Here is a 16,285-nt window from a genome sequence, read left to right on the forward strand (position 1 = left end):
TCTCAGTAGGCCAGCGCCCGGTCGACGCCGTCGAGCACCCGGTCGAGGTCGGGCAGGAAGTCCTCTTCGAGCTTGCTCGGCGGGTACGGGATCGAATAGCCGGTGACGCGGATGACCGGCGCCTCCAGGTGGTAGAAGCACTCGGTCATCGCCTGCGCGGCGATCTCCGCGCCGAAGCCCATGAAGCTGCTGGCCTCGTGCACGACGACGAGCCGGCCGGTCTTCTTCGCCGACGCGAACAACGTCTCGGTGTCGAGCGGGTTGAGCCCGCGCAGGTCGACGACCTCGAGCGAGCGACCCTCGGTCGCGGCCGCCTCCGCGGCCTGCAGGCACGTCTTGACCATCGGCCCGTAGCAGGCGAGCGTCGCGTCGGTGCCCTCCCGCACGACCACCGCCTCGTACAGCGACCGCGATGCCGCTGTGGCGGTTTCGTCGACCTCCATGCGTTCGTGGTAGCGCCGCTTGGGCTCGAAGAAGATCACCGGGTCGTCGGTGGCGATCGCCTGCTGGATCATCCAGTAGGAGTCTTCGGCGTTGCTGCAGGCGACGATCTTCAGGCCCGCGCTGTGCAGGAAGTATGCCTCGTTGCTCTCGCTGTGGTGCTCGACCGCGCCGATGCCGCCGCCGCACGGGATGCGGATGACCATCGGCAGGCGCACCTTGCCGAGCGAGCGCGCGTACATCTTCGCGACCTGGCTGGTGATGTGGTCGAACGCCGGGTAGACGAACCCATCGAACTGGATCTCGACGACCGGGCGGTAGCCGCGCAGGGCGAGCCCGATCGCGGTGCCGACGATGCCCGACTCCGCGAGCGGGGTGTCGATGACCCGGTCTTCGCCGAAGTCCTTCTGCAGCCCCTCGGTGACGCGGAAGACGCCGCCGAGCCGGCCCACGTCCTCGCCCATGACGAGCACCTTCGGGTCGTCCTCCATCGCGCGGCGCAGCCCCGCGGTGATGCCCTTGGCCAGCGTGAGACGCGTCATCGGGCCACCCCCTCGCCCGCCGTGTCAGCGTCGGCGTCGGCGAAACCGGCCTGATATTCGACGAATTCGTCGCGCTCACGGGCCAGGCCCGGGTGCTCCTCGACGTAGACGTGGTTGAAGAGGTTCTCCCGTGGCGGGTCGGGCATCTCCTCGCAGGCCTTGCGGATGCGCGCGGCGAGCGCGTCGGCCTCCGCGTCGACCTCGTCGAAGAACTCCTGCTTGGTGTCGTGCAGGCTCAGCAGGAAGGCCTTGAGCCGGTACAGCGGGTCGCGCTCGCCCCACAGGTCGACCTCGGCGGAGTCGCGGTACTTCGTCGGGTCGTCGGAGGTGGTGTGCGCACCCATCCGGTACGTGAACGCCTCGATGAGGAAGGGGCCCTGGCCGCTGCGGGCGTGCTCGAGCGCGTGCATGCCGACCGCGTAGCAGGCCAGCACGTCGTTGCCGTCGACGCGCACACCGGGGAAGCCGAAGCCGCGGGCGCGTTGGTAGAGCGGGATGCGGCTCTGCCGCTCGTTGGGCTCGCTGATCGCCCACTGGTTGTTCTGACAGAAGAACACAATCGGACTCTGGTTGACCGCGGCGAAGACGAACGACTCGTTGATGTCGCCCTGGCTCGTGGCACCGTCTCCGAAGAAGGTGACCACCGCGGTGTCGCGCGCGGGATCGCCGGTGCCGTACGCGCCGTCGCGCTGCACGCCCATCGCGTAGCCGACCGCGTGCAGGGCCTGGTTGCCGATGACGATCGTGTAGAGGTGGAAGTTCTTCTCCGCCGGGTCCCAGGCGCCGTTGTCGACGCCGCGGAACATCGCGAGCAGGTGCAGCGGGTCGACGCCGCGACACCACGCGACGCCGTGTTCGCGATAGCTGGGAAAGGCGTAGTCGTGCGGTTGCATCGCGCGCCCGATACCGATCTGCGCGGCCTCCTGGCCGAGCAGGCCGGGCCACAGCCCGAGCTGCCCCTGCCGCTGCAGCGCGGTGGCCTCCTTGTCGAAGCGGCGCACGAGCGCCATGTCGCGGTAGAGGTATTGGCCGTCGTCCTCGGTGAGGGCATCGACGTACGGGTCGTAGGGGAGGTTGACCTCGTTGCGGATGCGCCGCCCGTCCTTGTCGATGAACCGGATCGTCTCCGGCCCACCGTCGAGCATGATCTTGGGCCGCCCGATGACGCTCTCGTGGTGATCCACGCCGAACGCGTCAGCGGCCTTGCGTGCCACGGCCTCGTGGCTGACGACATCGTTGTCGCTCACGACTTCTCCTTCACTCATCGCACGCCCGGGATCGCCGGAGCCGGTGCGTTGTCGGTGACGCGACCCGCGCCGAGCCAGGTGTGCCGGAGCCGGGTCGTGGCCTCCGGTTCCGTCGTGGCGGGTACGCGGAGGTCCCCCCACAGTACCGTCTCCGCGCCCCCTTGCCGACCCCCAGATTCGGCCCGTTAGCTCGGCCCCCCCAGACGGCTGAAGGCTGCCCTGTCGGTCGAGGGCTCGTACTCCAGCCCTGGCCCTCGACCGAAAGGGCAGCCTTCGGCCGGGAAGTTTGCGCCCAGGAAGAGGGCGGGGAGAGGGAGGTGGCGGTTGACTGGGGGGATGAAGAAGCTCATCAACGACGCCGGTTCCGTGGTCGCCGACGCGCTGCGGGGCGTCGCCGCCGCGCACCCCGATCGGCTGCGGGTCGACCTGGAGCACCGGATCGTCTACCGCGCCGGCGCGCCCGTGCGGGGCAAGGTGGGCCTGGTCTCCGGAGGCGGGTCGGGCCACGAACCCCTGCACGGCGGCTTCGTCGGGCCCGGGATGCTCGACGCCGCCTGCGCCGGCGAGGTGTTCACCTCCCCCGTGCCCGAGCAAATGCAGGTCGCCACCGAGGCCGTCGACGGCGGCGCCGGCGTGCTCCACATTGTCAAGAACTACACCGGCGACGTCATGAACTTCGAGATGGCCGCCGAGCTGGCCGCCGAATCCGACATCCGCGTGGAGACGGTGATCACCGACGACGACGTAGCCGTCACCGACTCCCTCTACACGGCCGGACGCCGCGGCGTCGGCGTCACCGTGCTGCTGGAGAAGCTCGTCGGCGCCGCCGCCGAGGAGGGCCGCGACCTCGACGCGCTGGTCTGGCTGGCCCGCCGGATCAACGGCCACGGCCGCTCGATGGGGCTCGCGCTCACGTCGTGCACCGTGCCCGCCGCCGGACGGCCCACGTTCGACCTCGGCGAGGCGGAGTTCGAACTCGGCATCGGCATCCACGGGGAGCCGGGCCGCGAACGCCGACCGCTCGCGCCCGCCCGGGAACTCGCGGCCATGCTCGTCGAGCCGGTGCTCACCGACCTCTCCGGGCAAGCCTCCGGCTCCGGAGTCGGCGACGCGATCGTCATGCTCAACGGCATGGGCGGCACCCCCCTGCTCGAGCTGTACCTCATGTACGGCGAGGTCGCGGCGATCCTCGAGAAGTCCGGGGTGCGGGTCGCACGCTGCCTCGTCGGCAACTACATCACCTCCCTGGAGATGGCCGGCTGCTCGCTGACCGTGCTGCGCGCCGACGACGAACTCGTGCGGCTGTGGGACGCCCCGGTGAACACCCCGGGCCTGCGGTGGGGCTGCTGATGGCCGCCCTCTCGCCCGCCGTCGCGGCTGCGTGGCTCGCGGACTACGCGCAGGTCGTCGCGCAGAACGCCGACCTGCTCACCGATCTCGACCGGCGCATCGGCGACGCCGACCACGGCTCGAACATGCACCGCGGCATGAGCGCCGTCGCCGCGCTGGCCGCCGACGACTTCGACGACGCCGCGGCGCTGCTGAAGAAGGCGGGCATGACGCTGGTGAACACCGTTGGCGGGGCGTCCGGGCCGCTGTACGGCACGTTCTTCCTGCGCCTGGCCAAGGCGCTGCCGGCGGACGGCGACATCGACGCCGCGCAATGGGGCACCGCGCTGCGGGCCGGTCTGCAGGGCATCATCGACCGCGGCAAGGCCAGCGTCGGTGACAAGACGATGGTCGACGCCCTGACCCCCGCGCTGGAGGCGTACGACGCCGCGGTCGCGGACGGGGCCGACGTGGCGGCGGCGCTGCGGGCCGCCGCCGACGGTGCCGCGCGGGGTCGGGACGCGACGATCGACCTCGTCGCTCGCAAGGGCCGGGCCTCCTACCTGGGCGAACGCAGCCGGGGCACCCAGGACCCGGGCGCCACGAGCCTGACGATGCTCCTCGACAGCGCCGCCCGCACGCTGGGGTGAGGCGCCGGGGATTCGCCATATCGACGATCGCGATGGCGCCACCGGCCGCGCCTGCCACCGGAAAGCGCAGGTCAGAGCGTCGGGGCCAGGATCGGCCCCGGATCGCGATAGTCGATATGGCGAAACCTTCGGCGAGAGGTCAGTAGGGTCGGTGCGCGAACGATGGAAGGGGACCGCGTGATCGGCATCGTCGTCGTCTCGCACTCCCGGGCGCTGGCCCGGGCCGCGGTGGAACTCGCGCAGGAGATGGTGCCGCCGCCGCGACGGCCCCCGATCGCGATCGCCGCCGGCCTCGACGACGACGCGTTCGGCACCGACGCGCAGGCCATCGCCCGCGCCATCGACGGCCTGCGCACGCAGACCGACGGCGTGCTCGTGCTCCTCGACCTCGGCAGCGCGATCCTCTCCGCCGAGATGGCGCTGGAGTTCATCGACGACGGGCCGCCCGTGCGGCTCTCGCCGGCGCCGCTGGTCGAAGGGCTCATCGCCGCCTATGTCACCGCCTCCGGGGGTTCCGGACTCGACGCCGTCGCCGCCGACGCCGAGAACGGGCTGGTCGGCAAACGCGAGCAGCTCTCGGCCGATCCGGTCGCCGACGCACCCGGCGACCCGAACGAACCGACAGCCGCTCCCGAGGCGACCGCCGATCCGGAGCCCGACGCGGCAGCCGAACCCGACGGGCTGACCTGGGCGGTCACCCTCACCGCGCCGGACGGTCTGCACGCTCGCCCCGCGGCCCGACTCGCGCAGGCGGTGCAGGATCTCGACGTCACCGTGCTCATCGCCGATGCGACGAACGGCCGCGGACCGGTGGACGCCGGCAGCATGCTGCTGTTGACGACCCTGGGGGCCCGGCAGGGCGACGAGCTCACGGCGGGCATCAGCGGCCCCGATGCCGAGCGCGCACTCGCGGCCCTGCACACCCTGGGCCGACGAGGGCCACGGGCGCTGACTGTCTCTGACGGGACTCTGACGAGACTCTGACGGGGCTCTGACGGCCACCCCCAGACGGTCGAAGGCTGCCTTATCGGTCGAGGCTCGTACTAGAGTCCTAGCCCCCGACCGAAAGGGCAGCCTTCGGCCAAGGTGGGGAGGTGCGCGGGCGGGCACTGGCGGGCGGTGAGGGGCGCTGGCGGGCGGTGGCGGGCGCTGAGGCGAACGACGTCTGCGCGGCGGTTGAATCGGCGCGGGTGCTGGTCGATAGGGAGGGGTGATGTCACGCGCCGCCCGACCCGATCGCCGTTCCGCCGGGCGCTCAGGGACCAGCAGCCCCGCCCGGATCGTCGAGACCCTGGCGTTCAAGGTGATCGCCCTCATGGTCATCTCATCGATGGCGATCCTGTTGTGGCAGTTCGGCATCCGCCTCACCGGCTATGCGATCGGACACGCCTGGCCGCGGGAGACGACGCCGGCCGTCGTCACCGAATGTTCCCGCGCGCTGGGCATGACGGGACCGTGTGTCGTCGAGGTCACCGGCCCCTCCGGCGACCGCTCGGTGGCCCTGACCGACCCTGGCCTGTTCGCGCTGGCCCCGGGCGACGAGGCGCCGGTCGTGCAGAAGGACGACGGCACGGTCGGCATCGGCGGCTGGCGCCCGATCGCCGATGCCGCGCTCCTGGTCGTCCTCGCGATCGCCTTCACCACGTACGCGATCGGCTGGTGGCGCAAGGTGCTCGAGCACGACACCGCGCCCTATGACGGCGGTGACCCCGAAGACGACCCGTCGAGGCGCCACACCGGCCCGCCGCTCCCGCGGGGCCGTGAGGACCGACCCGAGAGCTGACCCGTCACGCACCGAGCTCCCGGACCGACCCGGTCACGGTTCGGGCGTGCGGGCGCCGGCGTCGCCGGCACGTTCCCCCGCGAGGAACCGCCCACACACGCGAACGAGCTCGGCGTTGGCCTCGGGTTCGCCGATCGTGCAGCGCACCCCGTCTCCGTCGAAGGGGCGCACGGCGAGCCCCGCGGAGTCGGCGAGGGCCGCGAACGCCAACGAATCCGGCCCCAGCGGCAGCCACACGAAGTTCGCCTGGGTGTCGGGCAGCTGCCACCCCTGCGAAGAGAGCTCGGCGACCACGCGGTCACGCTCGGCGATCACCGACTTGACCCGCACGCCCAGTTCCTCACGGGCATCCAGGCTGGCCATCGCCGCGGCCTGAGCCAGATCGGTCACCGCGAAGGGGTGCGCGACCTTGGCCATCGCGGCCGCCACCGGCGGGTGGGCGATCGCATAGCCCACGCGCAGCCCCGCGAGCCCGTACGCCTTCGAGAACGTGCGCAGCACAACGACGTTCGGGTGGCGACGGTAGATGTCGAGGGCGTCGATCTCGGCGTCGGTGTCGAACTCGGTGTACGCCTGGTCGATGAGCACGAGCACGTCGCCGGGCACGCGCTGGAGAAACTCCTCGAGCTCGGCGGCGCCGACCGACGGCCCGGTGGGGTTGTTCGGGCTGCAGACGATGACGAGCTTGGTCGCGCGCCGGACCGCGGCGGCCATCGCCGGCAGGTCGTGGCGCCCGTCGGCCGTGACCGGCACCTGAACCGACCGTCCACCGGCCTCCGCGACGCGTACCGGGTACAGCTCGAAGGAACGCCAGGCGTAGACGACCTCGTCGCCGGGATCGACGCTGATGTCGACGATCTGGGAGAACAGCGCGGAACTTCCGGCGCCGACCGCCACCTCGTCGATGCCCACCTCGAGGTCGGCGGCGAGCCGTTCGCGCAGCGCGTGCACGGCGGGCTCGGGGTACCGGTTGAGGTGCGTCGCCGCCTGCCCGATCGCGTCGAGCACCGACGGCAGCGGCGGGTAGGGGTTCTCGTTGCTGCTGATCTTGAACTGGCGCACGCCCTCGGCCGGAGTCGGTGGCTTGCCGGGGCGGTACGGCGCCACACAGCCCAGCGCGGTCCGCAGCCGCACGCGCCGGCCCGAGCCCGCACTCGGTTCCGAGCCCGGTTCCGAGCCCGGTCCCGCGCCCGGTCCCGCGCCGGTGGATGCGCCGGTGGAACTGCCCTTCGAGGTGCTGGCGGCGGACGGTCGGCCGGTGGGGGCGTCAGTCATGGCCCGACTCTACGCAGCCCGATGCCGCCCGCGGCGACCGCACAGGAGCGACACCGCCGGGGCCCAGTCGGCACCCAGTCGGCGCCCTGGGAGCCGTGACAGCATGACGCCATGGGCAACCTCGCCATCCGTATCCTGCTCAACGCCGTCGGTCTGTGGCTCACCGCGCTGATCGTGCCGGGCATCCACCTCGGTGACACTGGAGAACCCACGGGCAGCCGCCTCGTGACGATCCTGCTCGTCGCGGTCGTCTTCGGACTCGTGAACTCCCTCATGAAACCGATCGTCACGTTCTTCTCGGTGCCGTTCATCGTGCTGACCCTGGGGCTGTTCCTCATCGTCGTCAACGCGGCGATGCTCGGAATCACCGCCTGGCTCTCCGCCGCCCTCGGGCTCGCGTTCTCGATCGACCACTTCTGGTGGGACGCGGTGCTCGGCGCGATCGTGCTGTCGATCATCTCCATGCTGCTCGACGGACTCACCCCGGCCCGTCGCCGGGTCTGACCCTGCCCGCGGGCGGCGGTCAGCGCTCCGGCGACTCGAACGACTCGAACGACTCGAGCGATTCCCGCCATTGCCGGGCCTGCTCGTAGGCCCGGTCGGCGTGCGCCGGTGAGACGGTGACCGCCGACGCGTCGGCTTTGGGGTAGCTGCCGAGGAAGCGCACCTGGGCGCACACGCGATGCAGCCCCATGAGCGCCTCGGTCACCCGCGCCTCGTGCAGGTGCCCCTCGAGGTCGATCGAGAAGCAGTACTGCCCCAGGGATTCGCCGGTCGGGCGCGACTCCAGCCGGGTCAGGTTGATCCCGCGCACCGCGAACTGCTCGAGCAGGCCGAGCAACCCGCCGGGGTAGTCGATCTTCTGAAAGAGCACGACGGTCGTCTTGTCGGAGCCGGTCGGAGCCGGTACCGGGCCGGGGCGGGCGACGAGCACGAAGCGGGTGACCGCCTCGGTGTTGTCGCCGATGTCGTGCGCGAGCACGGTCAGGCCGTGGTCGCGGGCGACCATCTCGTGGCAAACCGCGGCCTGGTAGGCGGTCGCCTCGTGCCAGGTGTCGGCGCCACCGGCCAGGTCGACCGCCGACGCCGCCGTCGAACTCGCGGGCACGTAACGGGCCGTGGGCAGCTCACGTGCGACGAAGGCCCGCACCTGCGCCCACGCGTGCGGGTGCGTGCTCACCGCGCGCACGTCTGCGAAGGCGGTGTCTGGGCGCGCCGCGAGCACGAAGGTCACCGGCACGATCATCTCGCCGACGACCCGCAGCGGGTCGCCGTGCGCGAGGGAGTCCAGCGTGGCGGGCACGCCGCCCTCGACGGAGTTCTCGATCGGGACGACCGCCGCGTCGACCTCGCCCGAGCGCAACGCGCCCAGGGCCGCGTCGACCGACAGGTACGGCACCGCCTCCGCGTGCTCCGACTCCGGGCGCGAGCGCAGCGCGACCTCGCTGAAGGTGCCACGCGGCCCGAGGAATCCGATCCGGCGCATCGTCTGCATCGCCTGCGTCGCCATCAGCGCAGCGTGAGCTGTCGGCTGAGCAGCCCGGCGCGAGCGCGGCGCTCCTGCGCGGTCAGCGGGTCGGTGGCGGCCAGGGCAGCGGCGTAGCGCTCGGCGAGGGCGGCGAGCCCGTCTTCGTAGGCGTCGGCCTCCAGCGCCGGGTCGAGATCCCAGACGGGCACGAGCAGCCCGTCGGCGCGAAACGCCCCGAGGAACCTCGTCGACTCCCCGAGCCCGTTCGGCCCGGCGAGGGCACCGGACGCGTGCAGCCGGGCCAGGGCGGCCGTGGCGTCGTCCTCGTCGTCCGGCAGCGCCCAGCGCAGGTGGGTGCGTTCGCCCACTCGGCACCAGTACGCGGCGGGCGCGGACGCCAGCTTGGTCGTCGGGATCGCCGACTCGTTGGCCTGCCGCAGGGACGCCTGACCCTCGGCGTCGAGGTCGACATCGGGCGCGATCCAGTAGTCGAAGCCCTCATGCACGGTGACCTCGAAGGGCGCATCGACGTCGAGAATGTCCTGCAGCCGCGGGGTGTCGAAGGTGGCCGGGGAAACGGTGCCGACCGGCTGCCCCGCCGGGGTCGCCAGCAGCGCGAGCACGACCTGCACGAGGTCGCGCGAGGCGTCACCGCGGGTGGGCACCGATTGCAGCGCGACGAAGCGAGTGCCATCGGCGCGGTGCAGCCCCGGCCATGTCATCGGCAGCACGGTGGTGATCGTCAGTTCCTGCGGCACAGCGAGATCGGGCGATCCCTCCGTGGAGTCGGTCGAGTCGGCGGAGTCGGCCAGCGCCGCGCGCAGCGCGGGCGCGTCGTCTCTGAGGCGCACGGTGGCGGTGGCCGCGGGGACGATCTCACGCATCGCCACCCAGTCGGGCTCGCCGGGCAGCCCCTCGAAGGGCCGCGCCACGAAGGGAGCGGGCAGCACCTTCGGCGCTCCGGACTGGCCGGACTGGCCGGACTGGCCGGACTGGTTCTTGCGCGCTCGACGCGAAGCCTTACCCATGACACCCGACCCTAGATGCCCCGCGCTCTCGTCCGGAGCCGGGCCGGTGGGGTGTCGCGGCAAGGCTCCGGCGCGTCGTGGGCGTGTCGTGGGCGAGACGTGGGCGTGTCGTGGGCGAGGCACAGGTAAGGCCCCGGTGAGACACGGTCGAGGCACGGACACGAAAGGACCGGCCCCCAGCGGGAACCGGTCCGAGTCGTGTTGTGGTGCGGTGTGGTCGGCGGTCAGCCCGCGCGGCGGCGCGAGGGCCCGCCGAGGGCGGCCCAGACGGTGCGCCCATTGGACTCCTCCAGCACGCCCCACTCGTGGGCCATGCTGCGCACGATGCGCAGCCCGCGGCCGCGGGCCGCCAGCGGGGAGGTGCGCACCGGTCGGGGGTTGGTCTCCCCGCCTCCGTCGCGGACTTCGACTTCGACGGCACCGGCCTTGACCTTCCAGCGGATTCGGACGCAGCCGTCCGGAAGCGCGCGGGCGTGCCGGACGGCGTTGGCGACGAGTTCGGCGACGACCGACTCGGCCTCGTCGATGACGGGGGCGCTGACGCCGCGCTCGCGCAGGTCGCTGACGAGGGTCTCGCGGGACTCACGGACCGCGACCAGCGTGTGGGCTAGTCGGATGCTGCGGGTGCCGTCTCCTTGACACGGGCCACGTTGCGCTCGAGGCGCGACCGCGGTCACGGTCGCCGTGGGCCCGCGGTCACCCCCCAGACCTGTCGCGGACGCGTAATCACAGGAGGTATCGAGTGTGGCGGTCGATCCCCGGTCGAAGGTCATGTCTGCCTCTCGTCGCCCTTGACTGCCCGTCGGCACGAATCTCTCGTGCGGTTGGGCACACCTGGAAGTGAACCGGATCGTAGCGAAAACCGAGCGGTCTGCCCACCCCGTCCTTTCGGCGCGAGGCCATCGGGTATTAGCGCAGGTCACGACACGAGTAGCAATCGGCTACGTCGGTTGCCGCCAGAGTCGAACCTCTCGCGAATCCGCCGTTGTCGCAACCCTTCGAGGTGGCTGTCACATCAACGGGTCGCGACGTCGCCAACCTAGGACACCGTCGCGACAACATGCAACAAGTTGCCCTGTCGACAACGCCCCGCGACTGTTACCGACGGGCCTGGCAGCCGGGATCACCGGCCCATCGTGTCGGGCACGTCGCGCGACCACATCGTCAGCGTGAACTCGATGTCGCGGTGCGCGAGGAGACGTCCCCAGCCGCTGCCCAGGAGCACCTCGTCGAGTTCGCGGTGCACCTTCAGGCCGGAGACCCGGGCGTCGTCGGGGCGCGCCGTCCAGTGCACGGCCAGGATGTCGGCCGCCGGCGCGCAGCGCCCGAGCACCGCCTCCGTCGTCGCGCGCCGCGCGGGGGCCTTGAGGTAGTAGAGGATCTCGGAGAGCACGACGAGGTCCACCACCGGCTCCCCCTGCAGGGCGTCGGGAACCGTTGGGGCCGCGGCGCGTTCGACGATCACCCCAGGAATCTCGCGGCACCGGGCGCGGGTCAGCTCGCAAGCCCGGCGAGCGCTGTCGACGGCCACGACCCGGTCCGCGCGCCCCGCCAGGTGTGCCGTGAGTTCGCCGGTGCCGCAACCGATATCCCAGATGCAGCGGTACTTTTCGCGGCGCAGGCAGGCGAGCACGATCTGCGTCTTGCGGCGCTCGTACCAACTCGTCGCCACCCGCCAGGGGTCGGGGTCGCCGGCGTAGAGGCGCTCGAAGTCCGGCTCGCTGCTCACCCGGGCATTGTCCTCCTCCGGGCGCGCGGAGCCGGGGCACGCTCAACGAGAGCGCGCCCCGGCACAGCGCTCAGCGCGCCGGCGGCAGGTGACCGAAGCGGTGCATCGTGCGGCTGTAGGCCTGCTCGCGCAGCATCGTCAGCAGTTCGCGGCGACCGGTGGCCAGCACCTCCTGCGTGAACAGCGTGATGTCCAGTCCGGCGGCCTCCTCGGCGAGGGCCGCTGCGAGGGTGGGGTTCTCACCGACGAGCCGCACCCGCCCGGTGATGTCGCCGCGCTCGACGCGCACGAGGAAGTCCTCGTCGGTCTCAGCGCGGTCGACGTGGGCGGCGAAGGCCCGCAGGCCGGCCGACGTCTCCTCGGTGCGGCCGTCGGCCTTGAGCTCGGCACTCGTCGCGGGGTCGAGGCTGACCCGCACAGTCGCGCCGGCGGTGATGCCGGCGAGCACGAGCCGCAGCACCTGGGCCATCCGCGCCGACGGCGTCGTGCGGATCCACACCTGCGGGTGGGGGCGGTAGCGGAACACGTTGGCCTCGACGACCAGGCCCGACTCGTCGGTCTCGCGGCCGAGTTCGCTCTCCCACGCGAGAGCGTCGCTGGCCACGGCCGCGCGCAGCCAGGTGCGCTCGCTGCGGTCGCCGATGAGCGGCAGCACCGCGCGCAGGAACGCGCGCGCGGCCCGGGCCGGCTCCCCGAGCTGCGTGGGCAGCCCGTCGGAGGCCCAGTGACCCAGCAGCGCAACGTAGTTGGGGCCGCCGGCCTTGGCGCCGGGGCCGACCACCGACGACTTCCAGCCGCCGAAGCTCTGCCGCCGCACGATCGCGCCGGTGATGTGCCGGTTGACGTAGGCGTTGCCCACCTCGACGCGGTTGAGCCAGCGCTCGATCTCCTCCTCGTCGAGGCTGTGCAGCCCGCCGGTGAGGCCGTAGGCGGTGGCGTTCTGCAGGTCGATCGCCTCGTCCAGGCTGTCGGCGCGCATGAGGCCGAGCACCGGCCCGAACACCTCGGTGAGGTGGAAGAAGGAGCCGGGGGCCACGTTGTCCTTCAGGCCCGGCGACCAGAGCCGGCCGGTGTCGTCGAGCTGCCGGGGCTCCACGAGCCAGGTCTCGCCCGGCTCCAGGGTGGTCAGGGCGCGCAGCAGCTTGCCGCTGGGCGGCTCGATGACCGGGCCCATCGTCACGCCGATGTCGCTGGGCCAACCGACCCGCAGCGACCGCACGGCGTCGATGAGCTGGCGACGGAACCGGTCGGAGGTGCCGACCGAGCCGACGAGGATGCCCAGCGAGGCCGCCGAACACTTCTGCCCGGCGTGCCCGAAGGCCGACTTCACCAGGTCGGCCACGGCCAGGTCGAGGTCCGCGGCGGGGGTGACGATCAGCGAGTTCTTGCCCGAGGTCTCGCCGTACACGCGGGCGCCGCCGGGGCGGCCGGCGCGCCAGCCGGAGAACAGCTTTGCGGTGTCGCTCGCGCCGGTGAGCACGACGGTGTCGACGTCGTCGTGCGCGACGAGCGCCCGGCCGGCGTCGTTCTCCGCGACCCGCACGACCTGCAGCACGTCGCGCGGCAGGCCGGCGGTGTCGAGGGCCTCGAAGACCGCCTCCGCGACGACCTCGACGCACCCCGGAGTCGGTGGGGCCGGCTTGATGATCACCGCGGCCCCGGCCGCGAGCCCGGCGAGCACGCCGCCGATCGGGATGGCGATCGGGAAGTTCCACGGCGGGGTGATGAGCACGAGCCGGTCGGGGGTGAACCGGGCGCCGTCGGTGTGCAGGCTCGCGCCTGGCTCCAGTTCGATCGCGCGCTCGGCGTAGTACCGCGCGAAGTCGATGGCCTCGGAGACCTCCGGGTCGGACTGCTCGATGGTCTTGCCGCCCTCGGCCGCGGCGACCGTGACGAGTTCGCCGCGGCGGCGCTCGAGGCCGCGGGCCGCCTCCAGCAACACGTACGCGCGCCGGGAGGCGGGCAGCGCGGCCCACGCCTCGTGCGCCGCCACGCCGCGGGCGACGACCTCCTCGACCTGCTCGACGCGGTCGAGTTCGGGACTCGTCAGCGGGGCCGGTTGCGCCGCAAGGCGTTCGGCGGCCCAGGCCCGGTTGTCGGGCAGCGCCGGGTCGCGGTCGGGGGTGTTGTCGAACTCGGCGCCGATCGTGGCCGGACCGGCGACGCGGCGCGGCCCGACCGGCGTGCTCTCGATCGCCGCGACCGACGCGCGGAACCGGCTCTCCTGGTCGGTCATCGCGGGGCTGTCGGGCTCGGCGACACCGGCGTCGCCGGAGAAGATCGCGTGCAGGAAGTTCTCCGACTGCGCGTTCTCCTCCAGGCGCCGGATGAGGTAGGAGACGGCGACGTCGAAGTCCTTCGGCGCCACAACCGGGGTGTAGAGCAGCACGGTGCCGACGTCGGCCTTGACCGCGCGGGCTTGGGCGGGCGCCATGCCCTGGAGCATCTCGATGTCGAGGGAGTCGGTGACGCCGCGGGAGCGCGCGAGCAGATGCGCGGCGGCGACGTCGTAGAGGTTGTGGCTGGCGACCCCGAGTCGCACGACGCCGGAGAGCTCGGGGCGCAGCGCCCGCTCGACGCAGCGCAGGTAGTTGGCGTCGACCTCGGGCTTGCTGTCGTAGGGCGCGGGGGTCCAGCCGTGCAGCGCGGACTCGACGTGCTCCATCGCGAGGTTGGCGCCCTTGACGAGACGGATCTTGATGCCCGCGCCGCCCCCTTCCACACGTTTCTGGGCGAACTCGATGAGTTCTTCCATCGCGGGCAGCGCGTCGGGCAGGTAGGCCTGCAGCACGATTCCGGCCTCGAGGTCGCGGAACTCCTCCTCCGAGAGCAGCCGCTGGAACAGCTCCATCGTCAGGTCGAGGTCGCGGTACTCCTCCATGTCGAGGTTGACGAACGCGTGCGGCGACTTCGTCTTCGCGGTGCGATACAGCGGCCGCAGGCGGTCGAGGCAGCGCTGCACGGTGCCCTCCTGATCCCAGGTGGTGATCTGGGAGACGAGGGAGGACACCTTGATCGAGACGTAGTCGACGTCGGGGCGGGCGAGCAGGTCGTCGACGCGCTCGGTGCGGGAGGCGGCCTCGTCCTCGCCGAGCACCGCCTCGCCGAGGAGGTTGACGTTGAGGCGGAAGCCGTCGTCGCGCGCCTTCGCCAGGTGCTTGCCCAGCGCCGGGTCTTCGGCGTCGACGACGAGATGACCGATGATCTGGCGCAGCCGCTTTCGGGCCAACGGCACGACGACCGGCGGGGCGAGCGGCGCGACGAACGAGCCGAGTTGCAGCATCGTGCGGTCGATGCCGCCGAGGAAGCCGGACGCGTCGCCGGTCGTCAGGCGGCTCAGTTCGCGGGCCGCGACCCCCGAATCCTCGGGCCGGGCGACGCGGTCGACGAAGCGCACGCCGAGATCGAGGCCGGCCTCGTCGCGCACGAGCGCCGCGAGCTGCCCGGTCGTCGCCCGCTCGGAGCGGGTCTGACCGCGCTCGGTGGCGCGCGTCCACTCCTGGGCCAGCGCGACCGCCTCCTCGACGAGGGGGGCGTACGCCGCAGAGCCGGTGCCGCTCGTGTCCGGCCCGCCCGAACCGGCGCTCGGGTCAGCTGTCGCACCGGCGCTCGGGTCGGAGGCGGCCTTGGGGCCGTCGGTCAGCGGGCCCGCGGCAGGCTCGCCCACGCGGCCCTGCGACGGGGCGAACGCGGGGGCGTCCGTGTTGTCGCTCGGCGGGGGAAACGGCGTGTCGGAGTGCTCGCGGGGTTCGGTCATAGGCACGAGTATCCCGGCTGCGGCGGCGGGCGGTCTTGTCGAATCGGCGCGCCCCGGAGCCCGCACCGGGTCAACCGCCCCGGCTCGCACGGGCGGGCAGGCGTGGGCGGCTCGGGCGGCTGGGCCGGCTCGCGTCGCGGGGTGGTCGCGCGACCGGCCTCGGCGACATACTGGGCCAGCGCCGAGCGGCGCCTCGCGGGAGACCCGGCGCTCCCGCGACCCGACGGACGTGCGCGGGAGGAGAGCCGATGCCCGACGACAGCGAGCGCCGCATCGCCGACAGCGAGCGCCGGGTCGCCGACAGCGCGCTGAGCGGCCCCATCGCGGCCGCGCTGCCTCGGGCGATGTTGGCCCTCGTCGACGAGCTGACCTCGACGATGTTCTGCCTCAAGGACGCCGACGGGCGGTATGTCGCGGTCAACCCGACGTTCGTGCAGCGCACCAACGAGCGCTCCGCTCGGGCGGTGCTCGGCCGCACGGCCCCGGAGCTGTTCGTCCGCGAGCTCGCCGAGCGCTACGAGGAGCAGGACGGGCAGGTGCTCGCCACCGGCCGCCCGCTGCGCAACGAGCTCGAACTCATCCGGCCGCCCGGCGGGGTGGCCCGCTGGTACCTCACCGCCAAGCACCCGCTGCTGCATGAGGGGCGCGCGGTCGGGCTCGTGTCGATCTCCCAGGACCTCGGCAACGACAGCGTCGACGACGTCGACATGCACAGCCTCGGGCGGGTCGTCGACCACATCGACGCGCACCTGAACCGCCCGATTCGGGTGGCCGAACTCGCCCGGGTGGCGGGCTGCGGGGTCGATGCCCTCGAACGACGGGTGCGCCGGGCGTTCCACCGCTCCCCCGGCCAGCTCGTGCTGACCGCGCGCATCGACCACGCCCGCACGCTGCTCACCCAGACCCCTGAACCGCTGGCGCAGATCGCCCTCGACTGCGGCTTCTCCGACCAGGCGGCCTTCTCACGCACGTTCGCCCGGCTCACCGGGCAGACCCCCGGGCAGTTCCGCCGCGGCGCGCACACCGACTTCTGACC

The 16,285-nt window shown here is 72.4% G+C and carries 14 protein-coding genes; 6 read left to right on the top strand and 8 right to left on the bottom strand.

Features of this window, described 5'->3' with window-relative positions; all coding sequences use genetic code 11:
- Nucleotides 1-2 precede the first annotated feature (2 nt).
- Entirely contained in the window at nt 3-983 is a 981-nt protein-coding gene (locus PINTE_RS02855; protein WP_068425933.1) for an alpha-ketoacid dehydrogenase subunit beta, read from the bottom strand.
- Nucleotides 980-2,230, bottom strand: coding sequence for a pyruvate dehydrogenase (acetyl-transferring) E1 component subunit alpha (gene pdhA, locus PINTE_RS02860; protein WP_245642767.1), 1,251 nt, complete (start codon nt 2,228-2,230; stop codon nt 980-982). The genes PINTE_RS02855 and pdhA overlap by 4 nt, the downstream gene beginning before the upstream one ends.
- A gap of 336 nt (nt 2,231-2,566) precedes the next feature.
- Between pdhA and dhaK the strand changes: the two genes are divergently transcribed.
- From dhaK to PINTE_RS02880, 4 genes are all read left to right on the top strand, one after another.
- Nucleotides 2,567-3,580: a dihydroxyacetone kinase subunit DhaK gene (gene dhaK / locus PINTE_RS02865; protein ID WP_068425939.1), complete on the top strand. Its 1,014-nt coding sequence runs from the start codon at nt 2,567-2,569 to the stop codon at nt 3,578-3,580.
- Nucleotides 3,580-4,209: a dihydroxyacetone kinase subunit DhaL gene (dhaL, locus tag PINTE_RS02870; RefSeq protein ID WP_217996474.1), complete on the top strand. Its 630-nt coding sequence runs from the start codon at nt 3,580-3,582 to the stop codon at nt 4,207-4,209. Before dhaK ends, dhaL begins: the two co-directional genes overlap by 1 nt.
- A gap of 177 nt (nt 4,210-4,386) precedes the next feature.
- Nucleotides 4,387-5,193, top strand: coding sequence for a dihydroxyacetone kinase phosphoryl donor subunit DhaM (gene dhaM / locus PINTE_RS02875; protein WP_217996475.1), 807 nt, complete (start codon nt 4,387-4,389; stop codon nt 5,191-5,193).
- A gap of 229 nt (nt 5,194-5,422) precedes the next feature.
- Nucleotides 5,423-5,992, top strand: a complete 570-nt coding sequence (locus PINTE_RS02880) for a hypothetical protein (RefSeq protein WP_068425944.1) — start codon at nt 5,423-5,425, stop codon at nt 5,990-5,992.
- Between the two features lie 33 nt (nt 5,993-6,025).
- Here PINTE_RS02880 and hisC read toward each other — a convergent pair whose 3' ends face one another.
- Nucleotides 6,026-7,267 (bottom strand): histidinol-phosphate transaminase, encoded by a 1,242-nt coding sequence (hisC, locus tag PINTE_RS02885; RefSeq protein WP_084343157.1) that lies wholly within the window; start codon nt 7,265-7,267, stop codon nt 6,026-6,028.
- A gap of 111 nt (nt 7,268-7,378) precedes the next feature.
- Here hisC and PINTE_RS02890 point away from each other — a divergent pair, with 111 nt between their 5' ends.
- On the top strand, nt 7,379-7,771 hold the full coding sequence (locus tag PINTE_RS02890; RefSeq protein WP_068425950.1) for a phage holin family protein: 393 nt from the start codon (nt 7,379-7,381) through the stop codon (nt 7,769-7,771).
- A 19-nt stretch (nt 7,772-7,790) separates the two neighbouring features.
- On the opposite strand, the gene pheA is transcribed toward PINTE_RS02890, so the two are convergent.
- The 5 genes from pheA to PINTE_RS02915 all read right to left on the bottom strand — a co-directional run bounded on the left by pheA (nt 7,791) and on the right by PINTE_RS02915 (nt 15,249).
- The gene (pheA, locus tag PINTE_RS02895; protein WP_068425953.1) at nt 7,791-8,777 is read right to left on the bottom strand and encodes a prephenate dehydratase; all 987 of its coding nucleotides are present in this window, start codon (nt 8,775-8,777) and stop codon (nt 7,791-7,793) included.
- Nucleotides 8,777-9,763: a DUF5926 family protein gene (locus tag PINTE_RS02900; protein ID WP_068425957.1), complete on the bottom strand. Its 987-nt coding sequence runs from the start codon at nt 9,761-9,763 to the stop codon at nt 8,777-8,779. The genes pheA and PINTE_RS02900 overlap by 1 nt, the downstream gene beginning before the upstream one ends.
- 224 nt (nt 9,764-9,987) lie before the next feature.
- Nucleotides 9,988-10,440 carry an ATP-binding protein gene (locus PINTE_RS02905; protein WP_068425986.1) on the bottom strand — a complete coding sequence of 151 codons (453 nt, stop codon included), beginning with the start codon at nt 10,438-10,440 and terminating at the stop codon, nt 9,988-9,990.
- 446 nt (nt 10,441-10,886) lie between these two features.
- Nucleotides 10,887-11,492, bottom strand: coding sequence for an SAM-dependent methyltransferase (locus PINTE_RS02910; RefSeq protein WP_068425959.1), 606 nt, complete (start codon nt 11,490-11,492; stop codon nt 10,887-10,889).
- Nucleotides 11,493-11,562: 70 nt separating this feature from the next.
- A complete protein-coding gene (locus PINTE_RS02915; RefSeq protein ID WP_245642768.1) occupies nt 11,563-15,249 on the bottom strand; it encodes a bifunctional proline dehydrogenase/L-glutamate gamma-semialdehyde dehydrogenase in 3,687 nt (1,228 codons plus the stop codon).
- Nucleotides 15,250-15,497: 248 nt separating this feature from the next.
- Here PINTE_RS02915 and PINTE_RS02920 point away from each other — a divergent pair, with 248 nt between their 5' ends.
- Nucleotides 15,498-16,283: an AraC family transcriptional regulator gene (locus PINTE_RS02920; protein WP_245642769.1), complete on the top strand. Its 786-nt coding sequence runs from the start codon at nt 15,498-15,500 to the stop codon at nt 16,281-16,283.
- Nucleotides 16,284-16,285 lie beyond the last annotated feature (2 nt).

It is taken from the genome of Piscicoccus intestinalis NBRC 104926, assembly GCF_001515525.1.
GTDB classification, from domain to species: domain Bacteria; phylum Actinomycetota; class Actinomycetes; order Actinomycetales; family Dermatophilaceae; genus Kineosphaera; species Kineosphaera intestinalis.